Origin of the sequence: Hymenobacter cellulosivorans, from assembly GCF_022919135.1 — a bacterium.
Taxonomy (GTDB): Bacteria; Bacteroidota; Bacteroidia; order Cytophagales; family Hymenobacteraceae; genus Hymenobacter; species Hymenobacter cellulosivorans.
This window is the reverse complement of sequence record NZ_CP095049.1, coordinates 2,574,297-2,595,011: the sequence shown is the minus strand read 5'-3', so window position 1 is coordinate 2,595,011 and position 20,715 is coordinate 2,574,297. Positions and strand designations below refer to the sequence as shown.

Sequence of the window (20,715 nt, the reverse complement as noted above, 5' to 3'; positions counted from 1 at the left end):
AGGCTGGCTTTCAGCCTTATACCGTAGGTGGGTTACGCGTGCCGGTAGGAGCCCCACCGGCCAGTTGGCTTACCATGTCATCCAGAATTTCCTTGCCGTAGCCGATGCGGTTGGCGTATTCCATGCAGAGGCCGTATTCGCGCGGATCAATCTGGCCGTCCTGCAGCATCATCTGTACCAGGGTTTGCAGCTCCAAGGTGCGCTGCAGCCCATCGGCGGGCACAATGAAGCTTAGAATGGCCAGGTTGTCGGCAATGGGCTGTACTTCTTCCGATTTCAAACCTAGGCGGTTACCAACCTGGAGCAGCAGCTGGCTTTCCTGCTGATCGAGCTGCCCATCGGCGGCGGCTACGAGTACCAGGTTTTGGAAGAAGGCCAGCTTCTTTTGCGGAGTATTGAGGACCTGGTTCAGGTCGTGGGAGGTTTGCATGGCGGATGAGTTGGGTGGTAGAGTTGGACAGCTAGGAAACGGACTACCGTTTTGGTACTGCTTGCCTGGTCCGTGGCTTAGTGGTGAAACGGGCAGGCAGAGGTTTGCACAGCCGTAGGTGCTGCTTGGCCGGTGGGGCGCACCTGCCGCATCACGAAGCCGCTGGTGGGCAGCGTGGGCATGCGCGTAAGGTCGTAGCGCAGGTCCTGGGCCGGCACGTCGTAGGTAATGCCGGTGTTGAGAAAAGTCACGGCCTGCTTGAGCGTTTCGATGGTAATCCACTCCCCGGCGCAGCGGTGACCAGTGTCGTAATGGCCTCCACCCTGGGGAATAAGATTGTAGGGGCTGATGGTCTGGTGGCGGAACCGGTCGGGCCAAAACACGTTGGCCTCGGGCCAGATGCGCGGGTCGTGGTTGAGGCCATACACGTCGAGCAATACCAGCATGCCTTTTTTGAAGTCGCAGCCGCGCCAGGTGAAATCTTCGCGCACCCGGGCACCCAGAAACGGCGCAAAGGGAAAGTCGCGCCGCACTTCCTGCACGAAGTACTCGGTGTACTCGTCGCCGGACGTGCGCAGCAGACCTTTATAAACCGGGTATTCGTGCAAAGCCACGGCGGCAAAGGTGATATAGGTAGCAATAGCCACGATGGGACGCACCAGGTTGATAAGTTCAATGGCGGCCATGCGGGCCGAGAGCTGCTCGCCGTCGGCGTCGCGCAGCCAAGCCATAACGTGGGCCGGCGAGCCTTCTGCCACCTCTAGCTTGCCCTTGCGAATCTTCTTGATGATGCCTTCTATCCAGTCTTCGGTGCGGGTGCGGGCTCGTTTGCCGCGCCAGTGCCGCGGCCCGGCCCCGCCAAAAGCGTCAATCATGGCCCAAAAGTCCCGGGCCCGGCGGCGAGCGTCTTTGTTGGGTAGCGGCACCCCGGCCCAGGCGCAGGCAGCCCGGCACAGCACTTCCTGGGCTTCGTCGAAGAGCACTATTTCTTCCTGCTCAGCCCAGTATTCAGCCGCCGCCTGCCACTCGTGGGCCAAAAGCCGCATCAGCCGCGCCCGGCTCTGGGGCGTCATCACCGACATAAAGGCGTCTTTGCGGCAGCGGTGCTCGGCTCCATCCTGGGTTTGCACGGCGTCCTTGCCCATGAGCGTGGTTTGAATGCGGCGCGGCACGGCACCCGTACGCACGAAGCGGGCCGGGTCGTAAAACAGCTGGGCTGCTTCCGGCCCGTGCAGGCAAATGGTGCGTTGGCCCATCAGGCGGATCTGAAAAATATCGGAGTGCAGGCCACGGACACGGTTCCAGATAAAAGGGAATCCTTCGCGCACCACGTCCAGTGTGCTGTCCAGGCTGGGGTCCCGGGGAATAGTTTGCATAGCGTTTTGGGGTAAGGCAAGAGCGAGTAAGGAGCCTGCGCCAGCGGCACCATCGACAGTTCGTTACTGTCGAGAATGGCGCTTTGTGGGGTGCAAAACTGGTTTTAGCATACGTGCTACCCGGCCCAAGGATTTCCCAACGCCCGGCAAATCATGTTACTGTAGCGCTTCTTTTAGATCTTCCACATCCTGGTTGCTTGCAGTTCTCAATCCGCAGACCCACCGGATTTTGAGTTTGAACTGGTCGTCTTATCTTGCCAGCTATGCTCAACCTCTCCTCCAAGGCCGCCGCTGCTCCTGCCGCCCAGATTGATCCGCTGCTGACTTTCGTGCGCGACATTGGCTTAGAGGTGCGCGAGGCTTCGCTCAAAGGTCAAAATACCTTCCTGCCCGGCCTGCTCATCGACCGGGGGACGCTGGTCGTGGACCGCAAGCGGCTGCTTTACCCCGGCGACATTCTGCACGAAGCCGGCCACATTGCCGTGACTTCCGCCGCCGAGCGCCACTTGCTCATGGATAACGTCACAGAAAACAACCCTGAGAAAGAGGGCGAAGAACTGAGCGTGCTGGCCTGGTCCTACGCCGCTGTCCAGACGCTTGGCTTGCCGGCCGAGGTAGTATTTCACCCCCACGGTTACAAAAACCAGAGCGCCTGGCTGATTGAGCACTTCAGCACCGGCGGTACCATGGGTCTGCCTCTGCTGGTCTGGATGGGCCTGACTACAACTGCCGCCTTTCCCCGTATGGAACGGTGGCTGCGCGGGTAGCTGTAGTCCTGGTACGGACGCAAAAAAGCCCGCTCCAATTTGGTTGGAGCAGGCTTTTTGTAGTAGTGCGCAGCTATTACAGCTGATCCTGAATAACGGCTACGGCCTCGCGCAGGGTTAGGTCTTTGCGCAGGGGCTTCACGAAGCGGGTGGCCCGGCTGTTAGCCGCCGAATCGGCGGGCGCGGCAGTAGTAGCGGCCAGCAGCGGAGCTACTTCCAGCGTGGGCGCGGCCTGCTGGGTCTGTTTGAACTTCTCGGCCGCGGCGTGAGCTTCCTGCTGCTCGGCGCGGTAGGCGGCCAGGTTCAATGATACCTGGGTTACTTTCTGGCGCTTCACCATGCCCTGTACCGCGTCGGTGAGCAGGCCGAAGGCAGGGCTGGCGGCCACACGCTGCCGGCTGGCGGCGGCCAGTTTCTCCACGTTCGGGGCGGCGGCCCAGGGCTTGAATTGAGCCGGCGTAATCTCGTCCCACTTCAGCGGATAGTCCGTGTCCTGCTCGCCGTCGGCCAGGGCGCTATAGGCGTCGGGTACCGGAATATCGGGCGTGACGCCCTTGAATTGGGTGGAAGAACCCGTCACGCGGTAATATTTCTGAATAGTCATTTTCAGCGACCCAAACGGCTTGAGGCTGGCCAACGCCGGGCTCATGATGTCGTCCAGCTCGAAGATGCGCTGCACGGTGCCTTTGCCGTAGGTAGTGTTGCCCACGATGACGCCGCGCTTGTAGTCCTGAATAGCACCGGCCAGAATTTCGGAAGCCGAGGCGCTGTACTTGTTTACCAGCACTGCCAGCGGCCCGTCGTACTGCACTTTGGGGTCGGGGTCAGAAACCAGGTCGGCAGCGCCCTGCCGGCTTTTTACCTGCACCATCGGGCCGTTGGCCACGAAAAGGCCGGCCATTTCGGCCGCGTCCTGCAAGGAGCCGCCGCCGTTGAAGCGCAAATCCAGCACCACGCCCTGCACGTTTTCCTTCTTGAGCTTTTGCAGTTCGGCCTTCACGTCGTCGGCCGAGTTGCGGCCGCCGTTGTGGTTGAAGTCGGCGTAAAAGCTGGGCAGCAGAATGTAGCCGATTTTCTTGCCCCCGTCGTTGATAACGGCCGACTGGGCGTAGGTTTCTTCCAGCACCACCACGTCGCGGATGATGGAAATAACCTTGGTGCTGGCGTCGGGCTTTTTCACCGTCAGGCGCACTTCCGTACCCTTCTTGCCCCGAATCATCTGCACCACTTTGTCCATGCGCAGGCCTTCTACGGCTACGGGCTCGGCTGCACCCTGGCCCACGCGCAGAATGATGTCGCCAGCCTTGAGCTCACCCTGGCGGTACGAGGCCGAGCCGGGCACCAAGTAGGCCACCGATATCTGACCGTCTTTCTCACTGAGCTGAGCACCAGTGCCTTCCAGGCGGCCGGTCAGGGCCAGGTCGAAGTTGGTTTTATCCTTGGGCGCGAAATACTCCGAGTGCGGGTCGAAGGTATTGGCTACGGTGTTGGCAAACTCGGCCAGCCGGTCGGCTTCGTCGGTCTGGCGCAGGTCACTGAAAAACTCGTCGTAGTACTTGAGCACCTGCTTGCGGGCGTCGGCTTCGAGCTGGGCCGGGGTGCGCACCGGGGCCGAAAGCGTAGCGTCCGAAGGCTTGGCCTTGGTGGCGGCCAGCGACTTGGTTTGCTGGCGGCTCTGCTCATCCATCAGCTCCGAGACGCGGGTCATGGTCTGGTACTTGAGCAGGCGGCGCCACCGGTCGCGGCGGGCGGCGGCATCGGCCGGAAAAGCCTGCTTCTCGGCGTCGGTTTCGAAGGTTTCGTTGGCCGTAAACTCGAACGGCTGCTGGAGCAACTCCCGGTACAGCGCCTGGGCTTCCTGCACGCGCTGGTTGATGAGCGTGGTGCTCAGATCCAAAAACTCGTGCTTGCCCTGCTTGATTTCGTCGTCAATGCTGGTTTCGTAACGCTGCAGCTGCTTTACGTCGGGCTGGAGCAAAAACCGCTTGCTGCCGTCGAGGTGCTTAAGATAAAGGGTATAGACGCGGCGCGAAAAATCGTTGTCGATCTGCTCGGGCTGCACGTGGGCCATGCCCAGGCCTTGGGCAACGGTGCCCAGCAGCACCTGTTTTTTCTGGGGCGGCACGCCATCGGCGGGGCGCTGGGTGAAGCCACCCATGGGAAAGAGCAGCAACAAACCCGGCAGCAGCGCTGAGAAGCCGAGAGAAGAGCGGAATGAAGCCATATGACTACGGACAAAGTAGATAAAACAACGTAAAAGCGGCCGGCTAAAACCGTCAACAAAGCCCTGCACTGACGCAGCAATAAAATGCTCTACCGGACTGAAACCGTTGGCAGTAAGACACGGGTTTACGAGGCTAGTTGCACAACGACTCCAAGCTGGTTAGTAGTTCAGCGACGCGGCACCGGGTCCGTAATTACGTGTATTTCTGACTAAATCAATAGCCGGCCGGGCTCGGGTAATTCTGCATCTTTGCGGCCATTATTACGTTTTAGCCCCTTTTCGGCGGCAGCTTACCATCTTACCAATGACAACTTCACTTTATCGCGGCGACGGCACGGTATACCTGACCATTGAGCGCAATGAGCGGGACAACTGGATTCATGCCCGGTGGCAGGGCCGCCAGACCTTGGGCACCGTGATGGACGGCGGGCTGACGTACGTGGACATCCTGCGTGCCGACCCTTGTGCGAAGCTGCTCAACGACCACCAGGCCCTGATTGGTACCTTCACCGAGGCCAACGAGTGGATACAGCAGGTCTGGACGCCCATCATCATCAGCGCCGGGCTGCGCTACATTGGTCAGGTCGTTTCTCCGGACGTGTTTGGCCAGCTCTCCATCGAAGATTTGCAGCACCGCATCGGCGACATGCTGCAAATTCAGCTGTTTGGTACCCTTTCCGAAACCCAGGACTGGCTGCGGGCCCAGCCTTAACCGCCCAAGCTATGCAAATCACCATCCTCGACGATTACCAGGACAGTGTGCGCCACCTGGCGGCTTTTCGGAAGCTGGCCGGCCACTCCGTGAGGGTATACCACGACAGCACCACGGACGAGGATGAACTGGCCCGCCGCCTGCAAGACACCGAAGCTGTGGTGCTGATCCGGGAACGGACTCGCCTCACCCCAACGCTGCTCGACCGGCTGCCCCAGCTTCGGCTCGTCAGCCAGACGGGCAAAGTAGCCGGCCACCTGAGCGTGGCCGATTGCACGGCACGCGGTATTGCCGTGGCCGAAGGCACCGGTTCCCCTTATTCCACCGCCGAGCTTACCTGGGCACTGATCCTGGCGGCCATGCGTCATATCCCGCAGGAAGTTGCCCACCTCAAGGCCGGAGGCTGGCAGCACACGCTGGGGCGGCAGCTGCGCGGTCGACGCCTGGGCGTGTGGAGCTACGGCAAAATAGGACAGCTGGTGGCGGGCTATGGCCGGGCCTTCGGTATGCGGGTCTGGGTGTGGGGCCGGGAAGGCTCGGTAACGGCAGCCCGCGCCGATGGCTTTGAGGCGGCTCCTTCGCGGGAGGCCTTTTTCGCGGAAAGTGACGTGGTATCCCTTCACATCCGCCTCACTCCCGACACCCACGGCCTGATTTCCGCCGCCGACCTGGCTCTAATGCAGCCCGAAGCCTTGTTCGTGAATACCAGTCGGGCGGAGTTGGTTGAGGCGGGAGCCCTGGTGGCCGCTTTGCAGTGGGGTCGGCCCGGCCTGGCGGCCGTGGATGTGTACGAGCAGGAGCCGGTGCTGGGCGCTACTCATCCCCTACTGGCCTTGCCCAACGCCGTGTGTACTCCTCACCTGGGCTACGTGGAAAAGGACAACTACGAGCTATACTTTGGCCAGGCCTTCGACAATATCCTGGCCTTTGCCGCCGGACAGCCCACGCATATTGCCAACCCACAAGTACTTTGACGCGGCGGTGCGTATAGCGGGCTTACTTTCCTGTTTCTACCCTCCACTATGCAGCTGTTTATCTACTCTGCCCTAAGTGCTCCGGCCCGAGCTTCTTTGCTGGACCAATTACCGGCCGGCATCCACACCGTTTTTCGCACCGATTTACCTGAACCCGAGCAGCTACCGGCCTTTCGGCAGGCTGATATCGTGCTGGGCAACGTGCCGCCCGCCTGGCTCACCGACCACCTCCTGCCCCAGCTGCGGTTCTGGCAAATCGACTCGGCCGGCTTCGAGCGGTACGCGGGCATTGCCGTGCGTTTTCCGGTAGCCAACATGGGCGACTATTTTGCCTGGCCCTGCGCCGAAACGATGCTGGCGGGTATCCTGGGCCTGTACCGGCGTATTCCCGAGCTGGCCGTGTTGCAACAGCGCCGCTGCTGGGTGGGCGCTCCTCTGCGGGCCGGCACTGGCCTGCTCCGCCACAAGCGAGTCGTGATTCTGGGCGCGGGTGCCATCGGGCTGGCCGTACGCGAGCAGCTCAGCGGCTTCCAATGCGCGGTGCAGCTACTGGCCCGCACCAATCCCACGGCTCAGCTACACACCGTGGAAGAACTCCGGGCGGTGCTGCCCGAAACGGATATTGTCATCAATTGCCTGCCCGGTAGCGCCCAGGGCTTTTTCTCGGCCGAGCTGATTACTGCCATGGCTCCAGACAGCATCTACGCCAGCGTGGGCCGCGGCAATACCACCGATGAGCCCGCCCTGATAACTGCCCTGCAAGCCGGCCGCATTGGGGCGCCGTGCTGGACGTTACAGCCCAGGAGCCCCTGCCCGCTAACAGTCCGCTCTGGACCTTGCCCAACGTGCTGCTTACCCAGCACACTGGCGGCGGCCAGCCCCACGAAGACGAAGGCAAAGTAGAAATGCTGCTACGCAACCTGAGCCACTTGCAACGCAGCCAGCCGCTGGAGAACCTAGTGGAGCTAGGGCGCGGGTATTAACCAAGTAGGACTATGCCACCCCTGCCCAGCACGGCGTTTATTCAGCAACATTTTCCGGGCCTGTTTTTAAGCAGCGGGCTGTTCTACCGGTGGCCTATCGGCATCCGGTTCGACTTGCAGGGTGAGCATCCTATTTATCTGAAGCCCGGTCATCCTGCTTATTCACCCACTGTGCGGCTGGCTTATAATGAGGCGTACTTTCGGGAAGTAAATCACCGCGCATCGACGCTATTCCACGCCGCTTTTCAGCCGGATGATGAGCTCGTCCTCGTGTATCAGAAATCTGCCTACAAAAGGGGCCGGATCAAAACCACCGACTTTCTTCTGCGCCAGCTTGGCATCCTTAGGTCTGAGGCCTTAATCAAGAAAATAGCGAATCCCTACCGACACCTCTGGCCTTTTGGCAAATGGGTGAGATTGTACTTTTCTACCTCTGCCTCCGCTGTTCCTTTTCCCTCCATAGCTGCGGCCATTGCCAATCAGGATTTTAGAGACCGGGCTCCGGCTATCCGCGGTGACGTGTTCCTGCTCAACCTCAGCCGGGGCCTGCTTTTCCACCTATACGACGACCGGGGCCTCGACATACTAGCCGCGGATAAGGCGACACTACAGCCGCTGTTCGAAACCTACAACAGCTGGCTTCTGGACTATGACCGGGCGCGAGTCGAGGAAACCTTCTTTGAAGGTTGAGCGCGAAACAGGTTTATTCCAGGCGGAACCTGGCAGCTAGCGGTGTTTCTTACGCCCCGAATATGGAATATGAGCTGCGCAGGCATCACGCAGATGTCCCTTACGCCTGCACATGAAACTACCCCTGCTACTCTGCTTTTTACTGCTGGCTCCCTGGCTGGCTGCGGCCCAATCTACCACCACCATTTCGGGTCAGGTAATCGACGCCAAAAGTAACCAGGCTCTGCCAGGGGCTACGATACTACAGGTCAATACCGTCAATGGTGTTAGCAGCAGTTCCGACGGCAGCTTTTCGCTTACCGTGCCTGGGCAGTCAGACAGTGTCACCATTAGTGTAAGCGCCATTGGCTATGTAAAGCAGCAGCGCCGGGTAGCGGCCGGCAGCAGTACCATGCTCAGGCTGGAGCCCGATCGGCGCACTCTCATTTCGGATGATATAGTGGTGTATACCCGTTACAAAGTAGGCCTTACTTCCGGTCTGCGCTATGCTCCGTACGGGCTTTATGCCCAGCTACGTGGCCAGCGCTATATCCACAAATCCCTCAACATTTCGGGTAGCTACCACACCAACTTTAAACGCAACTACTCGGCCACAGCCTCGGTAGACCTGCCTGCGCTACCCCAGCTTGGCCCGCTCAGCTTCTCCGAGAAGCTTGATTATCAGCGCCTGCGAGCCGAAGCGGCTAATGCACAGTTTAACAGCTACTCCGCTACGCTTGGTCTGACGCTCTACCAAAAAACCACCCGCCTGCCCGAGTTGCTACTCAGTGCCGGGTACGCCCGTTACCAACCGCTGCACCTTTCCGAAACCCGGGCCACCACGGGCTACGGCCATGGACTGGGCTTACGCTACAGTCTGCCGTATCCGCTCGATATACACATGCAGGCCCAAGCTACCCGCTGGCCATCGTATTGGCAATATCAGGGCAGCATTTCGCGCTTTATCGGTAATCAGCTGCAACTTAGCGTGGCTGCCAACCAGCTCCGCAACTACACCAAGGTCAGCGTAAGTCTGAGGAAATCCTTTTTTTGATTTCCGCGCTAGCAACAAAAAAGCCCGACCATTTGGCCGGGCTTTTTTGCTTAAAATAGGCCGCTAAAAACTATGCGCCAGCCTGGGTAATTACGTCCACGATTTCTTCGGAAATACCGGTGGTACTGAAGCCGCCATCGTGCATCAGGTTCTGCATGGTTACGTAGCGGGTCAAATCCGAGAACAGCGAGATGCAATAGTCGGCGCAGGCTTCGGCCGGAGCGTTGCCCAGGGGCGAAAGTTTGTCGGCGTAGTCGTAGAAAGCGTTGAAGCCGCTGATGCCAGTGCCGGCCGTGGTCTTCGTCGGCGACTGCGAAATGGTGTTCACACGCACTTTCTTGAGCTTGCCCAGGCGCTGGCCGTAGCTGCGGGCAATGCTTTCGAGTACGGCCTTGGCCTGCGACATATCGGTGTAATCGAGGAAGGCGCGCTGAGCGGCAATGTAGCTCAGGGCCACGGCCGAACCCCACTCGTTGAAGGCGTCCTGCTTCTCAGCCACGGCCAGCATCTTGTGAAACGACAGAGCCGATACGTCCAGCGTCTTCTGGAACCACTCGTAGTTCAGCTCGCCGTAGTGCTTGCCCTTGCGGATATTGGCGCTCATCCCGATACTGTGCAGCACGAAGTCGAGCTTACCTCCCAGGTGCTCCTGCGCTCCCGAAAACAGCTTTTCCAGGTCTTCCATCGACGTGGCATCGGCCGGAATGATGGGCGCGTTGCATTGCTCCGACAGCTTGTTGATTTCGCCCATGCGCATGGCCAGCGGGGCGTTGGTCAGCACGAAGCGGGCCCCCTGCTCGTGGGCTTTCAGCGCTACTTTCCAGGCAATGGATTCTTCGTTGAGCGCCCCGGAGATGATGCCGACCTTGCCGGCGAGGAGGTTATTGGACATATGGTGAGATGGTGAAATAGTGAAGTGGCGAGTAGGCCTTTAGCAGAGGACTAGCTACAAATGTGGGGCAAGTTAGCAAATAGCCCCACCTGTAAACTCACCATCTCACTATTTCACCATCTCAGTACTTACCACTTCGCCGCGCATGGCCAGCAACTCGCGGGCACTCTGGAAGGCGTTTTCACTGGGCTTGGCGCCGGCAATCATGTGGGCAATTTCGCGCACCCGCTCGTCGGTGGTCAGCTCCCGGATGCGGCTCACGGTGCGGTCGGCGCGGTCTTCCTTATACACAAAGTAGTGCGCGTCGCCGGCGGCAGCCATCTGCGGCAAGTGGCTGATAGCCACAAGCTGGTGCTTCTTGGCCATCTGCTGCATCATCCGGCCCACTTTCACCGCAATTTCGCCGGAAATACCGGTGTCAATTTCGTCAAAAACGATTGTCGGCAGAGCGGTTTTGTCGGCCAGCATGTACTTAATGCAAAGCATCAGGCGGGAGAATTCCCCACCCGAAGCCGCCTTACTCAGGGTCTGGGGCTGGGCACCCTTGTTGGCCGTAAACAGAATGCTGATAACGTCGATGCCACTGGCGGCAGGTTGCCCGGTGCTGTGCTGCACCACGATGCGGGAGTGGGGCATGCCTAGCTCGGAAAGCAAGCCGGCCAGCTCCTTTTCAAACTTTGGGAAGGCCTTTTTGCGGCTGTCGGAAAGCTTGCTGCCCTGCCGCGTCACGGTAGCTAGAGCGCCCTCGGTGTCTTTGCGCAGGCGGGAAAGCTCCTTGTCCAGGTTCAGTACCGAGCCTACTTTCTGGCGCAGGTCGTCGCGTACGGCAATCAGCTCGGGCACGTCGCGCACCTGATGTTTGCGTTGCAGGTTGTAGAGCACGTTCAGCCGGCTCTGCAGCTCGTCGATGCGGGCCGGGTCACCTTCGGTGCGCCGCTCGGTGGCTTCCACTTCGTCGGCAATGTCGTGGAGCTCAATCAAGCAGCTGTCGAGACGCTCCTTGAGCACCTTGAACGAGTCGGCATACGCGGAAATCTGACCCAGCAGCGTGGCGGCTTCCTTCATGCTGCCGGCGGCGCAGTACTCACTTTCGCTTAGGCTGTGCAGGGCCTGGGTGAGCTTGTACTTGATTTCCTCGGCGTGCTCCAGCTGCTTGATTTCTTGCTCCAGGGCCTCCTGGTCCTCATCATCAAGGCGGGCCTCTTCCAGCTCGTTGAGCAGAAAGCTGTGGTAGTCCAGTTCCTTATTAGCCTGGGCAATCTGGTCTTCTACCATTTTCAGGTCGGCCTCCAGCTTGCGGTACTGCCGGTAGGCATTGCTGTAGTGGGCCCGGGTGGGCACCAGACCGGCGTACAAATCGAGCAAATTAAGCTGGAACACCGCGTCACCGAGCAGCAGCGTGTCGTGCTGGGAGTGAATATCCATCAGGTTAGCCCCAATGTTGCGCAGCGTATCCAGGGTTACAGGCGTGTCATTCACGAAGGCCCGCGACTTGCCCGACGGGCTGATTTCGCGGCGCAGAATGCACTGGGCGTCGTAGTCCAGGTCCTCAGAATCGAAAATATCCTGGAGTTGGTAGTTCGAAATGTCAAACTGGCCCTCAATGACGCACTTGCGCTGGGTATCGAAGAGCATCTTGGAGTCGGCCCGGTTGCCGAGCAGCAGCCCGATGGCGCCGAGCATAATGGATTTGCCGGCTCCGGTTTCACCGGTAATGATATTGAGCAGGGCCGAGGGCCGCAGCTCTAATTGCTCAATCAGAGCGTAGTTCTGTATACGAAGATCAACCAGCATGGCGCGTCAGTTAACAGGAACAATGCCTTGGCTCTAGTATATCAACCGTTAAAATCAGCTACCAGCGCGTTTCAGCAGTTACAAAGGCATTCCAACTAATAAAATTAGGCATTATCAACAACATCGCAAGCAGCCGCCAAGCATTTTAGTAAAAAGCTAATATCAACAATGTCTGATGTTTGGCTTACTTGTGAGTCCGTTCCTGACACCGAAAAGCCCCTGCTACCGGGCGGCGCAGGGGCTTTTGAGCCAGGATCAAGACGGGCTAGTACCGCCCCTACCCCGAGTGGTGGAAGGGAAGTTGTACGCTCTTTGTACCGTGTTATTCTACTACGAGCTGCTTGGTAATGGTTTCGGAGCCGGCTTGCACGCGCAGCATATACATCCCGGTGGGCAGGTTTCCTACATCCAGGGTAGTGCGGGTACCGGCAGCGGGCAGGGCCACCGTAGTTTGTCGCACGGCTTGGCCCAGTAGGTTGTAAAGCTCTACGTGAGCCTGGGCCGCGCCGGGCACGGCGGGCAGGTGCAGCGTTACGGAGTGGTGGGCCGGGTTGGGATACACGCTTACACTGGCCGGCGTGAGGCGGGCCGGGGTGTTCGAGCTGACGATGCCGGCTCCGCTTGGCACTACCACGACCCCGCCGACAATACCGATAAACACCTCGGGCCGTCCGTCGCCGGTGGCATCGCCGGCAGTAATGGAAAGGGGAATCCCGGGTACGACGATGCTGGTACCCATCGCTAAGGTGCCGTCTCCCTTACCCAGTCGAATGCCCATACTGTTGCCGTAGGTGCTTGTGCCACCGCCCCCGTTGGCCGTGGCGATATCCAGCTTGCCGTCGCCGTTGAGGTCGGCAACAACCATGTCGCGAACGGCGCTATTGGCGGGAAAGGTTTGCCACGGACCAAACGTGCCGTCTCCCTTGCCCAGCCCTATGGCAAAGCTGCCACTATTAATGTTAATAATATCGACCTTACCATCGTTGTTGAAGTCGCCCAAGACGCCGCCGCCGCTGCCGCTGGCGATTGCAGGCTGGAGGGTGCCATTCCCGTTGCCCAGCCAGACTTGGCCACTACTTAGTACATCAAGCTTACCGTCATTGTTAACATCACCTACGGTCACTCCGCCCGTGCTACCCAGAGATGGATTGGAGGTCATAACGCCAAACGTACCGTCGCCGTTGCTGAGTAGCACTCCAAGGCTGTTATTCCCCCCTAAGACCAGGTCGGCCTTGCCATCGCCGTTGAGGTCGCCAACGGCTGTCCCACCGTCTTTGTATTCCTGCGGCAAGTTATATGTCACGATAGGGGCCAGGGCACCGGTGCCCGTACCCAGCAGCACACCTATACTCCTGTTCGTAGAATTAAAAGCATCAATATATCTAACTATTACATCCAGCTTCCCATCGCCGTTCACATCACTTGTCTTCGCATAACCACAATAGTAGCCGACTGTAGTACTAGCCATAGGTCCGAAGGTACCTGTACCCGTGCCGAGCCGTATGGCTACGTAGCCGAACTGAACCGCGGCTACCATATCGAGAGCACCATCGCCGTTGAGGTCGCCCAGAGTTAGATCATAAACAGGACCACCCATCGAATACTCTCCGAAAGGAATACTGGAAGTCTGGGCCTGAGCAGCGTCCGGGGCCAGTAGCAGGCCTGCTCCGGCAAGGGCCGGGGCCAGGTGGCGGAAGAGCTGCCGGGGCAGCTTAACAAAATTTAAGTAGCGGTGAAGCATGCAGATAGGGATAGAAGGGCATGTGAGGAATACACCCGCGCGGGCAACCGCAAGGCTTAGCCAAAGGTCAACGTTCGGCTTTGATTTATATACCGGTAACTATATTATTTTTCTACTGAAAGCCGTGTCCCGCTGTCAGGCCCATTTTTGAGGGAACTGCTACGAGTCCCGAACCGCCAGAAGGCCTTAGCCGCGTAGCTAGCAAAGTAATCAGCACGAAAAAGCCCTTGCCGAGGATTCGGCCGGGGCTTTTCAGGGGTGCTACTCGCGTGGCCGCTTAGGGCTGACGCATGATTTTCTCGTACTTGGCCGAATTGGTGGGGTCAACTTCGGAGAGCATCGTGACGACGTTCTGCTTCATCTGCGGATCCTGGGCGGTGCGGAAGATGTTGGAAATCTCGTCCGACTTGGTATCGAAAAACGCCCGGGCCAGCAGCGTACCGGGCCGGCGGATGGCCGCCTGCTGCACGCCCTGCAGGGCCGTTACCATGCTGGCGCGGGCCTCGTCCGGCTTCTGGATAAAGATGTCGAGGCCCTGGCGGTAGTAGTTGTAGATGCCGGTGCGCATGGCTTCCAGCTGCGGATCCTGCAGGTTGTTGAGCAGCCAGTAACGGTTGCGCGACTCCCCATCCTTCCAGGCCGGGTCCGATTCGTTGGTCACGTTCTGGCCGGCCGCATTGTTGAGGATGTTGCGGGCCCGGTCGTAATACGGCGAACCACCGAGCTTGGCAAAGCTGTCCTGGTCCATGCCGATAATCATGTACGCGTAAAAGCTCAGCAACGATGACAGGTTAGACACGAACGTGTTTTCCGAGTAGTCAATCGGATTTTGGGGCGAGTAGTTGAACACCCAGCGCTTATCGGCAAACGAGAGTAAGTTGGTCTCGTACGCCGTCCCATACACCGGCCGGGTCGACACGATGCGGGCCGTGGCCTCGAAAGTACCGTTTTGCGGTACGTTGGTGATGCCCACAAAAATCCGGCACCGAATACGCTCCTCTGGGCGGTAGGTTTGGTTGGTCCAGGAACGGGTATTCAAAAACGCCTGAATATCGTTTTTCATTTGCCGTATCAACTGCGGGTCTACCGTCGTGTTTTCGGTCGTGACCTGCACTTCAGCCAAGAGCTCCTGGGCCTGGCTGGGGCGGGCCAGCAGAGTAAGCACAAACAACAGCGGCAGCAGAATTTTACGCATTGCGGAGGGGAAAGCGAGCAAGAACAGTCTGGACAATATCGTGGGCCACGGCGGCCTTGGGCTTCAACTCAAAGATAGTCATTTGGCCCGCGGCATCGAGCAGCGTCACTTTGTTGGTGTCGTGGCGGAAGCCGGCCCCCGGGTCACGCAGGGAGTTGAGCACAATCAGGTCGAAGTTCTTGCGCTGCAGCTTGCCCCGGGCGTGAGCTTCCTCGTCATTGGTCTCCAACGCAAAACCCACGGAAAATTGTTCAGGCCGCTTGGTTTTCCCCAGCGTGCCGGCAATGTCCACGTTCTTCACCAGCTCCAGCGTCAGCGTTTCGCCGTCCTTCTTGATTTTGTTCTGCGCCACTTCCTGGGGCCGGTAATCGGCTACGGCAGCGGCAAACACCCAGACGTCGGCAGCGGGAGCAGCCGCAGCGGCGGCCTGGTACATTTCGGCGGCCGTTTGTACCCGCGTGGTTTGTATCAGCGCACTAGCGGGGTTTGGCAGGTTCGTGGGGCCACTGATCAGGGTGACGTGCGCGCCTTGCTCGGCAAAGGCCTCGGCCAGGGCGTAGCCCATTTTGCCGGTGCTATGGTTGCCAATAAACCGAACCGGGTCGATAGGCTCGTAAGTCGGCCCCGCCGTAATTAAGACGCGCATAAGGGAGTTGCCAAAAAGACTTTGGTTAAAAAAGACGTGTCATGCTGCGCTTGTCGAAGCATCTCTACTGCCGAAGTAACGCTAATTACCGTTGCGGGAGAAATGCTTCGACAAGCGCAGCATGACACTCTATATAGATTTATTCACTGAAAAAACCGGTCCAGCTCGGCTGCTATGTCCTCGGGCTCCAGCATGCGGCCAGGTCCCGACAGCCCACTGGCCAGCTCCCCTACCGGCGACTCCAGCACGTGGTTGCCGAAGCTGCGCAGGCGCTCGAAGTTGTGGATCACGGCCGGGTGCACGTACATGTCCAGGTCCATGGCTGGGGCCAGAAACACGGGGCAGCGAGCCGAGAGGTACACGGCTGCCAGCAGGTTGGGGCAGTGGCCGTTGGCTAGCTGAGCTACGGTATTAGCACTGGCCGGGGCAATAACCAGCGCGTCGGCCCAGAGGCCCAGCTCCACGTGGTTGTGCCACTGCCCGGCAGCTTCGTCACGCAAAAAGCCCGTCAGGACGGGCTTTTTGGAGAGTGTGCCCAGCGTAAGGGGCGTGACAAAGGCCGCCGCCGAGGCCGTCAGAATGACTTGCACCTCGGCGCCGGCCTTTACCAGCAGCCGCACCAACATGGCGGATTTGTAGGCGGCAATACTGCCGCATACGCCCAAGATGATTTTGCGGCCTTGCAGCGGCATTAGGGTTGCTTATTCGGTGGGGCGAACCGTGGGCAGTGCCTCTTCTTCCAAGGTACGGAACGTCACTTTGCCTTCCAGGAACTCCTCAATGGCGAGGTTGGTGGGCTTGGGCAAACGCTCGTAGTGCTTGGAAATCTCGATTTGCTCACGGTTTTCGAATACTTCCTCCAGGTTGTCGACCGTGGTGGCAAACTCGGCCAGCTTGCCGTTGAGCTCTTCCTTCAGCTTCACCGAAATCTGGTTGGCGCGCTTCGAGATGATGGCAATCGACTCGTATACGTTGCCGGTTTCGTGGGTGAAATCCGACATGTTGCGGGTCACGATGGAAGCGGAGACGTTGTTCGGAGTTTTCATATGATGCGTTTTTAAGGTGCTACTGTGGGTGAATGTGCTACTGTGCTACTGTGGGAAATGTAGATGATGCTTTTCCTGGCCTTGGGACGTTGAAAAATCAGTTCTTACATTCAATCATATTAGCATATCAGCACATTATTACTTCGCGGCGGTGTCGGCCGGTTTGATTTTGGCAATTTCCTCGCGGGAAGTGCTGTACATGTTTTCGGCCGCCTTGAGGTTGCGGCTCTGGGGGTAGTTGTCGATGAAGTTCTGGTAGAAGGACAAAACTTCCAAATACCGCTCCCGTTGCTTCTCCGGCACGCTTTCCCGGGCCAGGTCGTACTGGGCGCTCAGCTTCAGGAAAGCAGCTTCTTCATTAAAGGAAGAGGCTGGATACTGCTGCTGAAACGAGGAAAACGCCGTAACGGCCGACTGGTAATAGCGAATGTTGTAGTAAAGCTTGGCGCTCTGGAAGGCTTTATTCTCTAGCTTCTTCTGCAGCTCCTGCGACATATTTTCGGCTTCGGGCCGGAACTGGCTGCTGGGGTAGCGGTTCAGAAAGTCCTGAATCGACTCCAGGGCCGAGTAGGTGTTGGTCTGGTCCAGCTCAAACTCGGGCGAGTCGCGGAACAGGGACTTGGCGTGCAGGAAGTTGGCTTCCTCGGCGTACTGCGAGTTAGGGTAGGTATCGGCAAACGAGCGGAAGTAGTAGGCGCTCAGCACGTAATTGCGCTGCCGGTAGTTGGTGTTGGCGAAGTAGAACTGGGCTTTTTCAGCCTCCGGGCGGCCTTTCAGCAGCGGAATCAAATCTTCCAGCAGCGTGCCGGCCTTGAAGAAATCGCCTTTATCGTAGTACTGCACGGCGGCCTCGTACTTCTTGTTGACGTCGCCGCTTTTGAGCAGCTTTTGGTAGCCAGTGCACGAGCCAAGCAGCAACGCACTCAGTAGCAGAACAAAAAAGGTAGGGCGAAAAGACAGCATAAGGGGGACAAAGGTAGCGGATTGCGAAGCCGAATCAAAGGTGCAGCCAAGCCGGGCTTATCGGCCGACCCGCGCGGCGGGAGCCTGGGGCTTGGGCGCGGGCCGAACGGCTGGCTTCGGAGCAGTTTTGGCGGGTATAGTTTTCGCCTTCGGAGCGGATTTGGACTTAGTTTTGACGGCCGGTTTGGCCTTAGACTTGGTTTTGGGCTTGGCTTTCACTGGCAGCGGGAAGTGCTTGCCTAACACCGCGCGCCGGGTGGGGCGTTCCGTGGCCCGCCAGGTGAAGCCCTTGAGCTTTTCATCCTCGGGCTTGAGCTCGTGGGGCGGAATAAAGCTAGCGTCGGGATTGGTCAGAAAGGAAATCGTCTGGAGCTTATTGTCGGCGAAGCGCAGGGCCATGTTGGCACTGACGGCTTTGTTGAGGCCCGTAACGGCCGTATCCCCCTCAAGAGCATAGTAGAGGCTCTCGGCGTTGCCAAGCACATCCACTTTTTTTATTTTGTTGTCAACGAAGTAAGCCACCATGTTGCGGCCTTTGACCTGGTTGTAGTTCAGAATCGTGTCTTGACCGATGATGAATGAGTTGGCGTACAGCCGCATCTGGTCAATCTTCTTGCGCCGCTGCCGGATTTCCATGCTGTCGGCCGTAAGCTGGTTGTTATCCGACCACAGCACTGGGCGCTTGTTGAGGTAGATAATCGAGTCGCCCCGGTCGTAGGTCAGCGAGTCGCAGCGGCCCTGTAGGTCCTTGCGGAAGATTTTTACCTTGGGATAGGCATACAGCACGCCGGCCGCATTTTTGGGCGGGCGCCCTTCCACGCTCACCAGCGTATCGGCCGACATATAAAGCGTGTCACCGTCGGAGATGTTGCGCATCACCGGGCTGCTGCCGTACACCTTGGTGCGGCCTAGGCCCCGCCAGTACTTGCCCACATCACCACGCAGCACGATGTTGTCCTTTTTGGAGGTCATCGAGACGTGGCCGGTAGCTACACCGTACTGGCGCACCTCGTCGTACACGAGTTTGTCGCCGCCGAGCAGGTAGTTTGGGGTTTCAATCTTGGCGTTGCGCTGGAAGTTGGAAACCTTGGTAATGGTGTTGTAGGTACCGTTTTCGGCGTAGAGGTTACCCTGCTTGCCGGTAATGCGGGTAGGTCCGAAGAAGTAGGCAACCTTGGATAAGGTGTTGTACTGCAGCGTATCAGTATCAATGGTATTTTCCTTGGTCACCAGCTTTACGTTGCGCTTGAAGCTGAAAACCTTCGAGGTCGTATTGTAGTAGCCAAACTGACTGTCGAGCGTATTTTCCGGGTCGACGAGGTGGCCACCAGTGCTGTAGTACGCCAGGTTTTTGTTCAGGTCGTAGTCGAGTACCGTCGTGGTCAGCGTCATGCGCGGGTCGCGCATCACCACGTTGCCGGTCATGCGGGCCTTGCGGGTGTCGCCGTCGTAGGTGGCATGGTCGCCGGTAATGGTAATGGTGTCGTTCTGGATGATGCGCACGTTGCTGAAGGCTTCCAGCGCGTTTTTCTCCAGGTACTGGTAGGCCGAGTCGCAGAAAAGCAGCGTAGTACCCTGCTTGAAGCTCACGTTGCCAATTAGCTTGCGGATTTCGACGCCGTTGAAGGTGCCGCCCACCAGCCGTTGGGTGCCGGGTAGCAGCTCAATGCGCTGACCGGGCGTCGGCGTGGGCGGAGTAGCCGGCCTCGGGCGCTGCTGGGCCTGGCTGAAAGCCGGCAGACCGGCGAGAAGCAACAGAAAAAGAAACTTTATAAAACGCATTTCGGGACAAAGGTACGGAAGGCCCGCTGGTAACGCCCATCTTTGCAGGCTAGTGCCCACCGTTGCCTTCTTTAGATCAGTTTTTCTATGCTTGAGCGTGTCCGTCAGTTTATTACAGAACAGGGGCTTTTCAACCCCGCCACCGACTACCTCCTGGTAGCCGTCAGCGGCGGCATGGATTCGGTGGTGCTGGCCGACGTGCTGCACCGCCTCGACATCAAGTTTGCCATTGCCCACTGCCACTTCGGGCTGCGTGGCGAAGAGGCCGACGCCGACGAGGAATTTGTGCGCAAGCTGGCTAAAAAGTACGAAGTGCCCTACTTCGCCGAGTTCTTCCAGACCAAGGAGTTTGCTGCCCAGGAAGGAATTTCAACCCAGATGGCAGCCCGCACCCTGCGCTACGCCTGGTTTGAGCGGATTCGCCAGACCCAGCAGCTCGACTACATTGCCACGGCCCACCACCAGCGCGACGCGGCGGAAACCATGCTGCTCAACCTGACCCACGGTACCGGCCTGGCCGGTTTGCACGGCATCAAGGCCAAAAACGGCCGCGTTATCCGGCCCCTACTGAGCATGGGAAAGGAAGATTTGTATGATTACCTCGTGGAAAACCGGCTGATCTGGCGCGAGGATGCCTCCAATGACAGCACGCTCTACCAACGCAACCGCCTGCGCCACGACGTGCTGCCCGTGCTGCGCGACATCAACCCCAACCTCGACCAGACCCTGCAAATTACGGCCGAGCGGGTGGGCGGGGCCGAGGAAATCCTGCGCCGCTACGTAGAGGAAACCCAGGCCCAGAGCCGCCGCGACGAGGATGAGGTAACCTACCTGAACATCCCAACCCTGCAGCGCACGGCCGCTACCATCCTGGTATTACACGAGCTGCTCAAGCCCTTCGGCTTTTCTTACCTAGTAGTAAAAGACATTGTGGCCGCCTTCAAAGGCGAGTCGGGGCGGCGGTTTGAGTCGCCGACCCACACGTTGGTCAAGGACCGAGAGCAGCTGGTGATTAAGCCCCGCAACCTGACCAAATTCGGCACCTACCAGCTGCAGGCCGGCCAAACCGAACTCAAAGCCGAGGGCCTCAACCTACGGGCCGAGCTGACGGAAGGTGCCGGTCAGGAAGTGCCCCGCAGCAAACAAGTAGCCGCCCTGGATGCCGACAAGCTGAGTTTCCCGCTCACGGTGCGGCGCTGGCAGGAAGGCGACTGGTTTATGCCCATCGGCATGAAGGGCAAAAAGAAGCTCAGCGACTTTCTTATCGACCAGAAGGTGCCCCTCAACCTTAAGGACGACGTGCGCGTGCTCGTCACGGCCGACCAGAAGATTGCCTGGGTTATCGGTTTCCGCCCCGACGAGCGGTTTAAACTCACCGAGGAAACCCAGCGGGTGCTCACAGTGCGCCGTATGTAATTTTGGACCGGTATCGTTCCCGTAACTTGTTCTAGGCCGCTACGGGTTTTC

18 protein-coding genes and 1 pseudogene are annotated in these 20,715 nt (G+C 58.8%); 7 read left to right on the top strand and 12 right to left on the bottom strand.

What is annotated here, in order from left to right; translation table 11 throughout:
• Nucleotides 1-16: 16 nt before the first annotated feature.
• Complete coding sequence (locus tag MUN80_RS10900; RefSeq protein WP_244723632.1) at nt 17-430, bottom strand: tellurite resistance TerB family protein; 414 nt, start codon at nt 428-430, stop codon at nt 17-19.
• Nucleotides 431-507: 77 nt separating this feature from the next.
• On the bottom strand, nt 508-1,806 hold the full coding sequence (locus MUN80_RS10895; protein ID WP_244723619.1) for a cytochrome P450: 1,299 nt from the start codon (nt 1,804-1,806) through the stop codon (nt 508-510).
• 263 nt (nt 1,807-2,069) lie between these two features.
• Between MUN80_RS10895 and MUN80_RS10890 the strand changes: the two genes are divergently transcribed.
• On the top strand, nt 2,070-2,573 hold the full coding sequence (locus MUN80_RS10890) for a hypothetical protein (protein ID WP_244723616.1): 504 nt from the start codon (nt 2,070-2,072) through the stop codon (nt 2,571-2,573).
• A 76-nt stretch (nt 2,574-2,649) separates the two neighbouring features.
• Here the strand turns inward: MUN80_RS10890 and MUN80_RS10885 are convergent, their stop codons facing one another.
• Nucleotides 2,650-4,797, bottom strand: a complete 2,148-nt coding sequence (locus MUN80_RS10885; RefSeq protein ID WP_244723613.1) for a carboxy terminal-processing peptidase — start codon at nt 4,795-4,797, stop codon at nt 2,650-2,652.
• Between the two features lie 304 nt (nt 4,798-5,101).
• On the opposite strand from MUN80_RS10885, the gene MUN80_RS10880 reads away from it, so the two are divergent.
• From MUN80_RS10880 to MUN80_RS10860, 5 genes and pseudogenes are all read left to right on the top strand, one after another.
• On the top strand, nt 5,102-5,509 hold the full coding sequence (locus tag MUN80_RS10880) for a hypothetical protein (RefSeq protein ID WP_244723611.1): 408 nt from the start codon (nt 5,102-5,104) through the stop codon (nt 5,507-5,509).
• 11 nt (nt 5,510-5,520) lie between these two features.
• Complete coding sequence (locus MUN80_RS10875; protein ID WP_244723608.1) at nt 5,521-6,483, top strand: D-2-hydroxyacid dehydrogenase family protein; 963 nt, start codon at nt 5,521-5,523, stop codon at nt 6,481-6,483.
• Between the two features lie 48 nt (nt 6,484-6,531).
• Nucleotides 6,532-7,466 (top strand): annotated as a pseudogene (locus tag MUN80_RS10870) (D-2-hydroxyacid dehydrogenase).
• Nucleotides 7,467-7,478: 12 nt separating this feature from the next.
• Nucleotides 7,479-8,156, top strand: a complete 678-nt coding sequence (locus MUN80_RS10865) for a DUF3885 domain-containing protein (RefSeq protein ID WP_244723605.1) — start codon at nt 7,479-7,481, stop codon at nt 8,154-8,156.
• Between the two features lie 112 nt (nt 8,157-8,268).
• Complete coding sequence (locus MUN80_RS10860; protein WP_244723602.1) at nt 8,269-9,189, top strand: carboxypeptidase-like regulatory domain-containing protein; 921 nt, start codon at nt 8,269-8,271, stop codon at nt 9,187-9,189.
• Between the two features lie 70 nt (nt 9,190-9,259).
• Here MUN80_RS10860 and MUN80_RS10855 read toward each other — a convergent pair whose 3' ends face one another.
• The 9 genes from MUN80_RS10855 to MUN80_RS10815 form a co-directional block, all read right to left on the bottom strand.
• Nucleotides 9,260-10,081, bottom strand: a complete 822-nt coding sequence (locus tag MUN80_RS10855; protein ID WP_244723600.1) for an enoyl-ACP reductase FabI — start codon at nt 10,079-10,081, stop codon at nt 9,260-9,262.
• Between the two features lie 108 nt (nt 10,082-10,189).
• A complete protein-coding gene (gene recN, locus MUN80_RS10850) occupies nt 10,190-11,875 on the bottom strand; it encodes a DNA repair protein RecN (protein WP_244723598.1) in 1,686 nt (561 codons plus the stop codon).
• A gap of 322 nt (nt 11,876-12,197) precedes the next feature.
• Complete coding sequence (locus MUN80_RS10845) at nt 12,198-13,616, bottom strand: T9SS type A sorting domain-containing protein (RefSeq protein ID WP_244723596.1); 1,419 nt, start codon at nt 13,614-13,616, stop codon at nt 12,198-12,200.
• Nucleotides 13,617-13,893: 277 nt separating this feature from the next.
• Nucleotides 13,894-14,811 carry a type IX secretion system protein PorD gene (gene porD, locus MUN80_RS10840; protein WP_244723594.1) on the bottom strand — a complete coding sequence of 306 codons (918 nt, stop codon included), beginning with the start codon at nt 14,809-14,811 and terminating at the stop codon, nt 13,894-13,896.
• Nucleotides 14,804-15,457, bottom strand: coding sequence for a phosphopantothenoylcysteine decarboxylase domain-containing protein (locus tag MUN80_RS10835; protein WP_244723592.1), 654 nt, complete (start codon nt 15,455-15,457; stop codon nt 14,804-14,806). The genes porD and MUN80_RS10835 overlap by 8 nt, the downstream gene beginning before the upstream one ends.
• Before the next feature lie 143 nt (nt 15,458-15,600).
• Nucleotides 15,601-16,149, bottom strand: coding sequence for a flavoprotein (locus MUN80_RS10830; protein WP_311136283.1), 549 nt, complete (start codon nt 16,147-16,149; stop codon nt 15,601-15,603).
• 9 nt (nt 16,150-16,158) lie between these two features.
• A complete protein-coding gene (locus MUN80_RS10825) occupies nt 16,159-16,503 on the bottom strand; it encodes a DNA-directed RNA polymerase subunit omega (protein WP_244723590.1) in 345 nt (114 codons plus the stop codon).
• Nucleotides 16,504-16,641: 138 nt separating this feature from the next.
• Entirely contained in the window at nt 16,642-17,466 is an 825-nt protein-coding gene (locus MUN80_RS10820; protein WP_244723588.1) for an outer membrane protein assembly factor BamD, read from the bottom strand.
• Nucleotides 17,467-17,523: 57 nt separating this feature from the next.
• Entirely contained in the window at nt 17,524-19,221 is a 1,698-nt protein-coding gene (locus MUN80_RS10815) for an OstA-like protein (protein WP_244723586.1), read from the bottom strand.
• Nucleotides 19,222-19,335: 114 nt separating this feature from the next.
• On the opposite strand from MUN80_RS10815, the gene tilS reads away from it, so the two are divergent.
• The gene (tilS, locus tag MUN80_RS10810) at nt 19,336-20,664 is read left to right on the top strand and encodes a tRNA lysidine(34) synthetase TilS (RefSeq protein ID WP_244723569.1); all 1,329 of its coding nucleotides are present in this window, start codon (nt 19,336-19,338) and stop codon (nt 20,662-20,664) included.
• Nucleotides 20,665-20,715 lie beyond the last annotated feature (51 nt).

Bases quoted from the DNA above. Each gene is read 5' to 3' on its own strand.
- MUN80_RS10865 (WP_244723605.1), top strand. From the start codon at position 7,479: ATGCCACCCCTGCCCAGCACGGCGTTTATTCAGCAACATTTTCCGGGC.
- recN (WP_244723598.1), bottom strand. From the start codon at position 11,875: ATGCTGGTTGATCTTCGTATACAGAACTACGCTCTGATTGAGCAATTA.
- MUN80_RS10830 (WP_311136283.1), bottom strand. From the start codon at position 16,149: ATGCCGCTGCAAGGCCGCAAAATCATCTTGGGCGTATGCGGCAGTATT.
- MUN80_RS10855 (WP_244723600.1), bottom strand. From the start codon at position 10,081: ATGTCCAATAACCTCCTCGCCGGCAAGGTCGGCATCATCTCCGGGGCG.
- MUN80_RS10895 (WP_244723619.1), bottom strand. From the start codon at position 1,806: ATGCAAACTATTCCCCGGGACCCCAGCCTGGACAGCACACTGGACGTG.
- MUN80_RS10860 (WP_244723602.1), top strand. From the start codon at position 8,269: ATGAAACTACCCCTGCTACTCTGCTTTTTACTGCTGGCTCCCTGGCTG.
- MUN80_RS10825 (WP_244723590.1), bottom strand. From the start codon at position 16,503: ATGAAAACTCCGAACAACGTCTCCGCTTCCATCGTGACCCGCAACATG.
- MUN80_RS10835 (WP_244723592.1), bottom strand. From the start codon at position 15,457: ATGCGCGTCTTAATTACGGCGGGGCCGACTTACGAGCCTATCGACCCG.
- MUN80_RS10900 (WP_244723632.1), bottom strand. From the start codon at position 430: ATGCAAACCTCCCACGACCTGAACCAGGTCCTCAATACTCCGCAAAAG.
- MUN80_RS10820 (WP_244723588.1), bottom strand. From the start codon at position 17,466: ATGCTGTCTTTTCGCCCTACCTTTTTTGTTCTGCTACTGAGTGCGTTG.
- MUN80_RS10890 (WP_244723616.1), top strand. From the start codon at position 2,070: ATGCTCAACCTCTCCTCCAAGGCCGCCGCTGCTCCTGCCGCCCAGATT.
- porD (WP_244723594.1), bottom strand. From the start codon at position 14,811: ATGCGTAAAATTCTGCTGCCGCTGTTGTTTGTGCTTACTCTGCTGGCC.
- MUN80_RS10845 (WP_244723596.1), bottom strand. From the start codon at position 13,616: ATGCTTCACCGCTACTTAAATTTTGTTAAGCTGCCCCGGCAGCTCTTC.
- MUN80_RS10880 (WP_244723611.1), top strand. From the start codon at position 5,102: ATGACAACTTCACTTTATCGCGGCGACGGCACGGTATACCTGACCATT.
- MUN80_RS10885 (WP_244723613.1), bottom strand. From the start codon at position 4,797: ATGGCTTCATTCCGCTCTTCTCTCGGCTTCTCAGCGCTGCTGCCGGGT.
- tilS (WP_244723569.1), top strand. From the start codon at position 19,336: ATGCTTGAGCGTGTCCGTCAGTTTATTACAGAACAGGGGCTTTTCAAC.
- MUN80_RS10875 (WP_244723608.1), top strand. From the start codon at position 5,521: ATGCAAATCACCATCCTCGACGATTACCAGGACAGTGTGCGCCACCTG.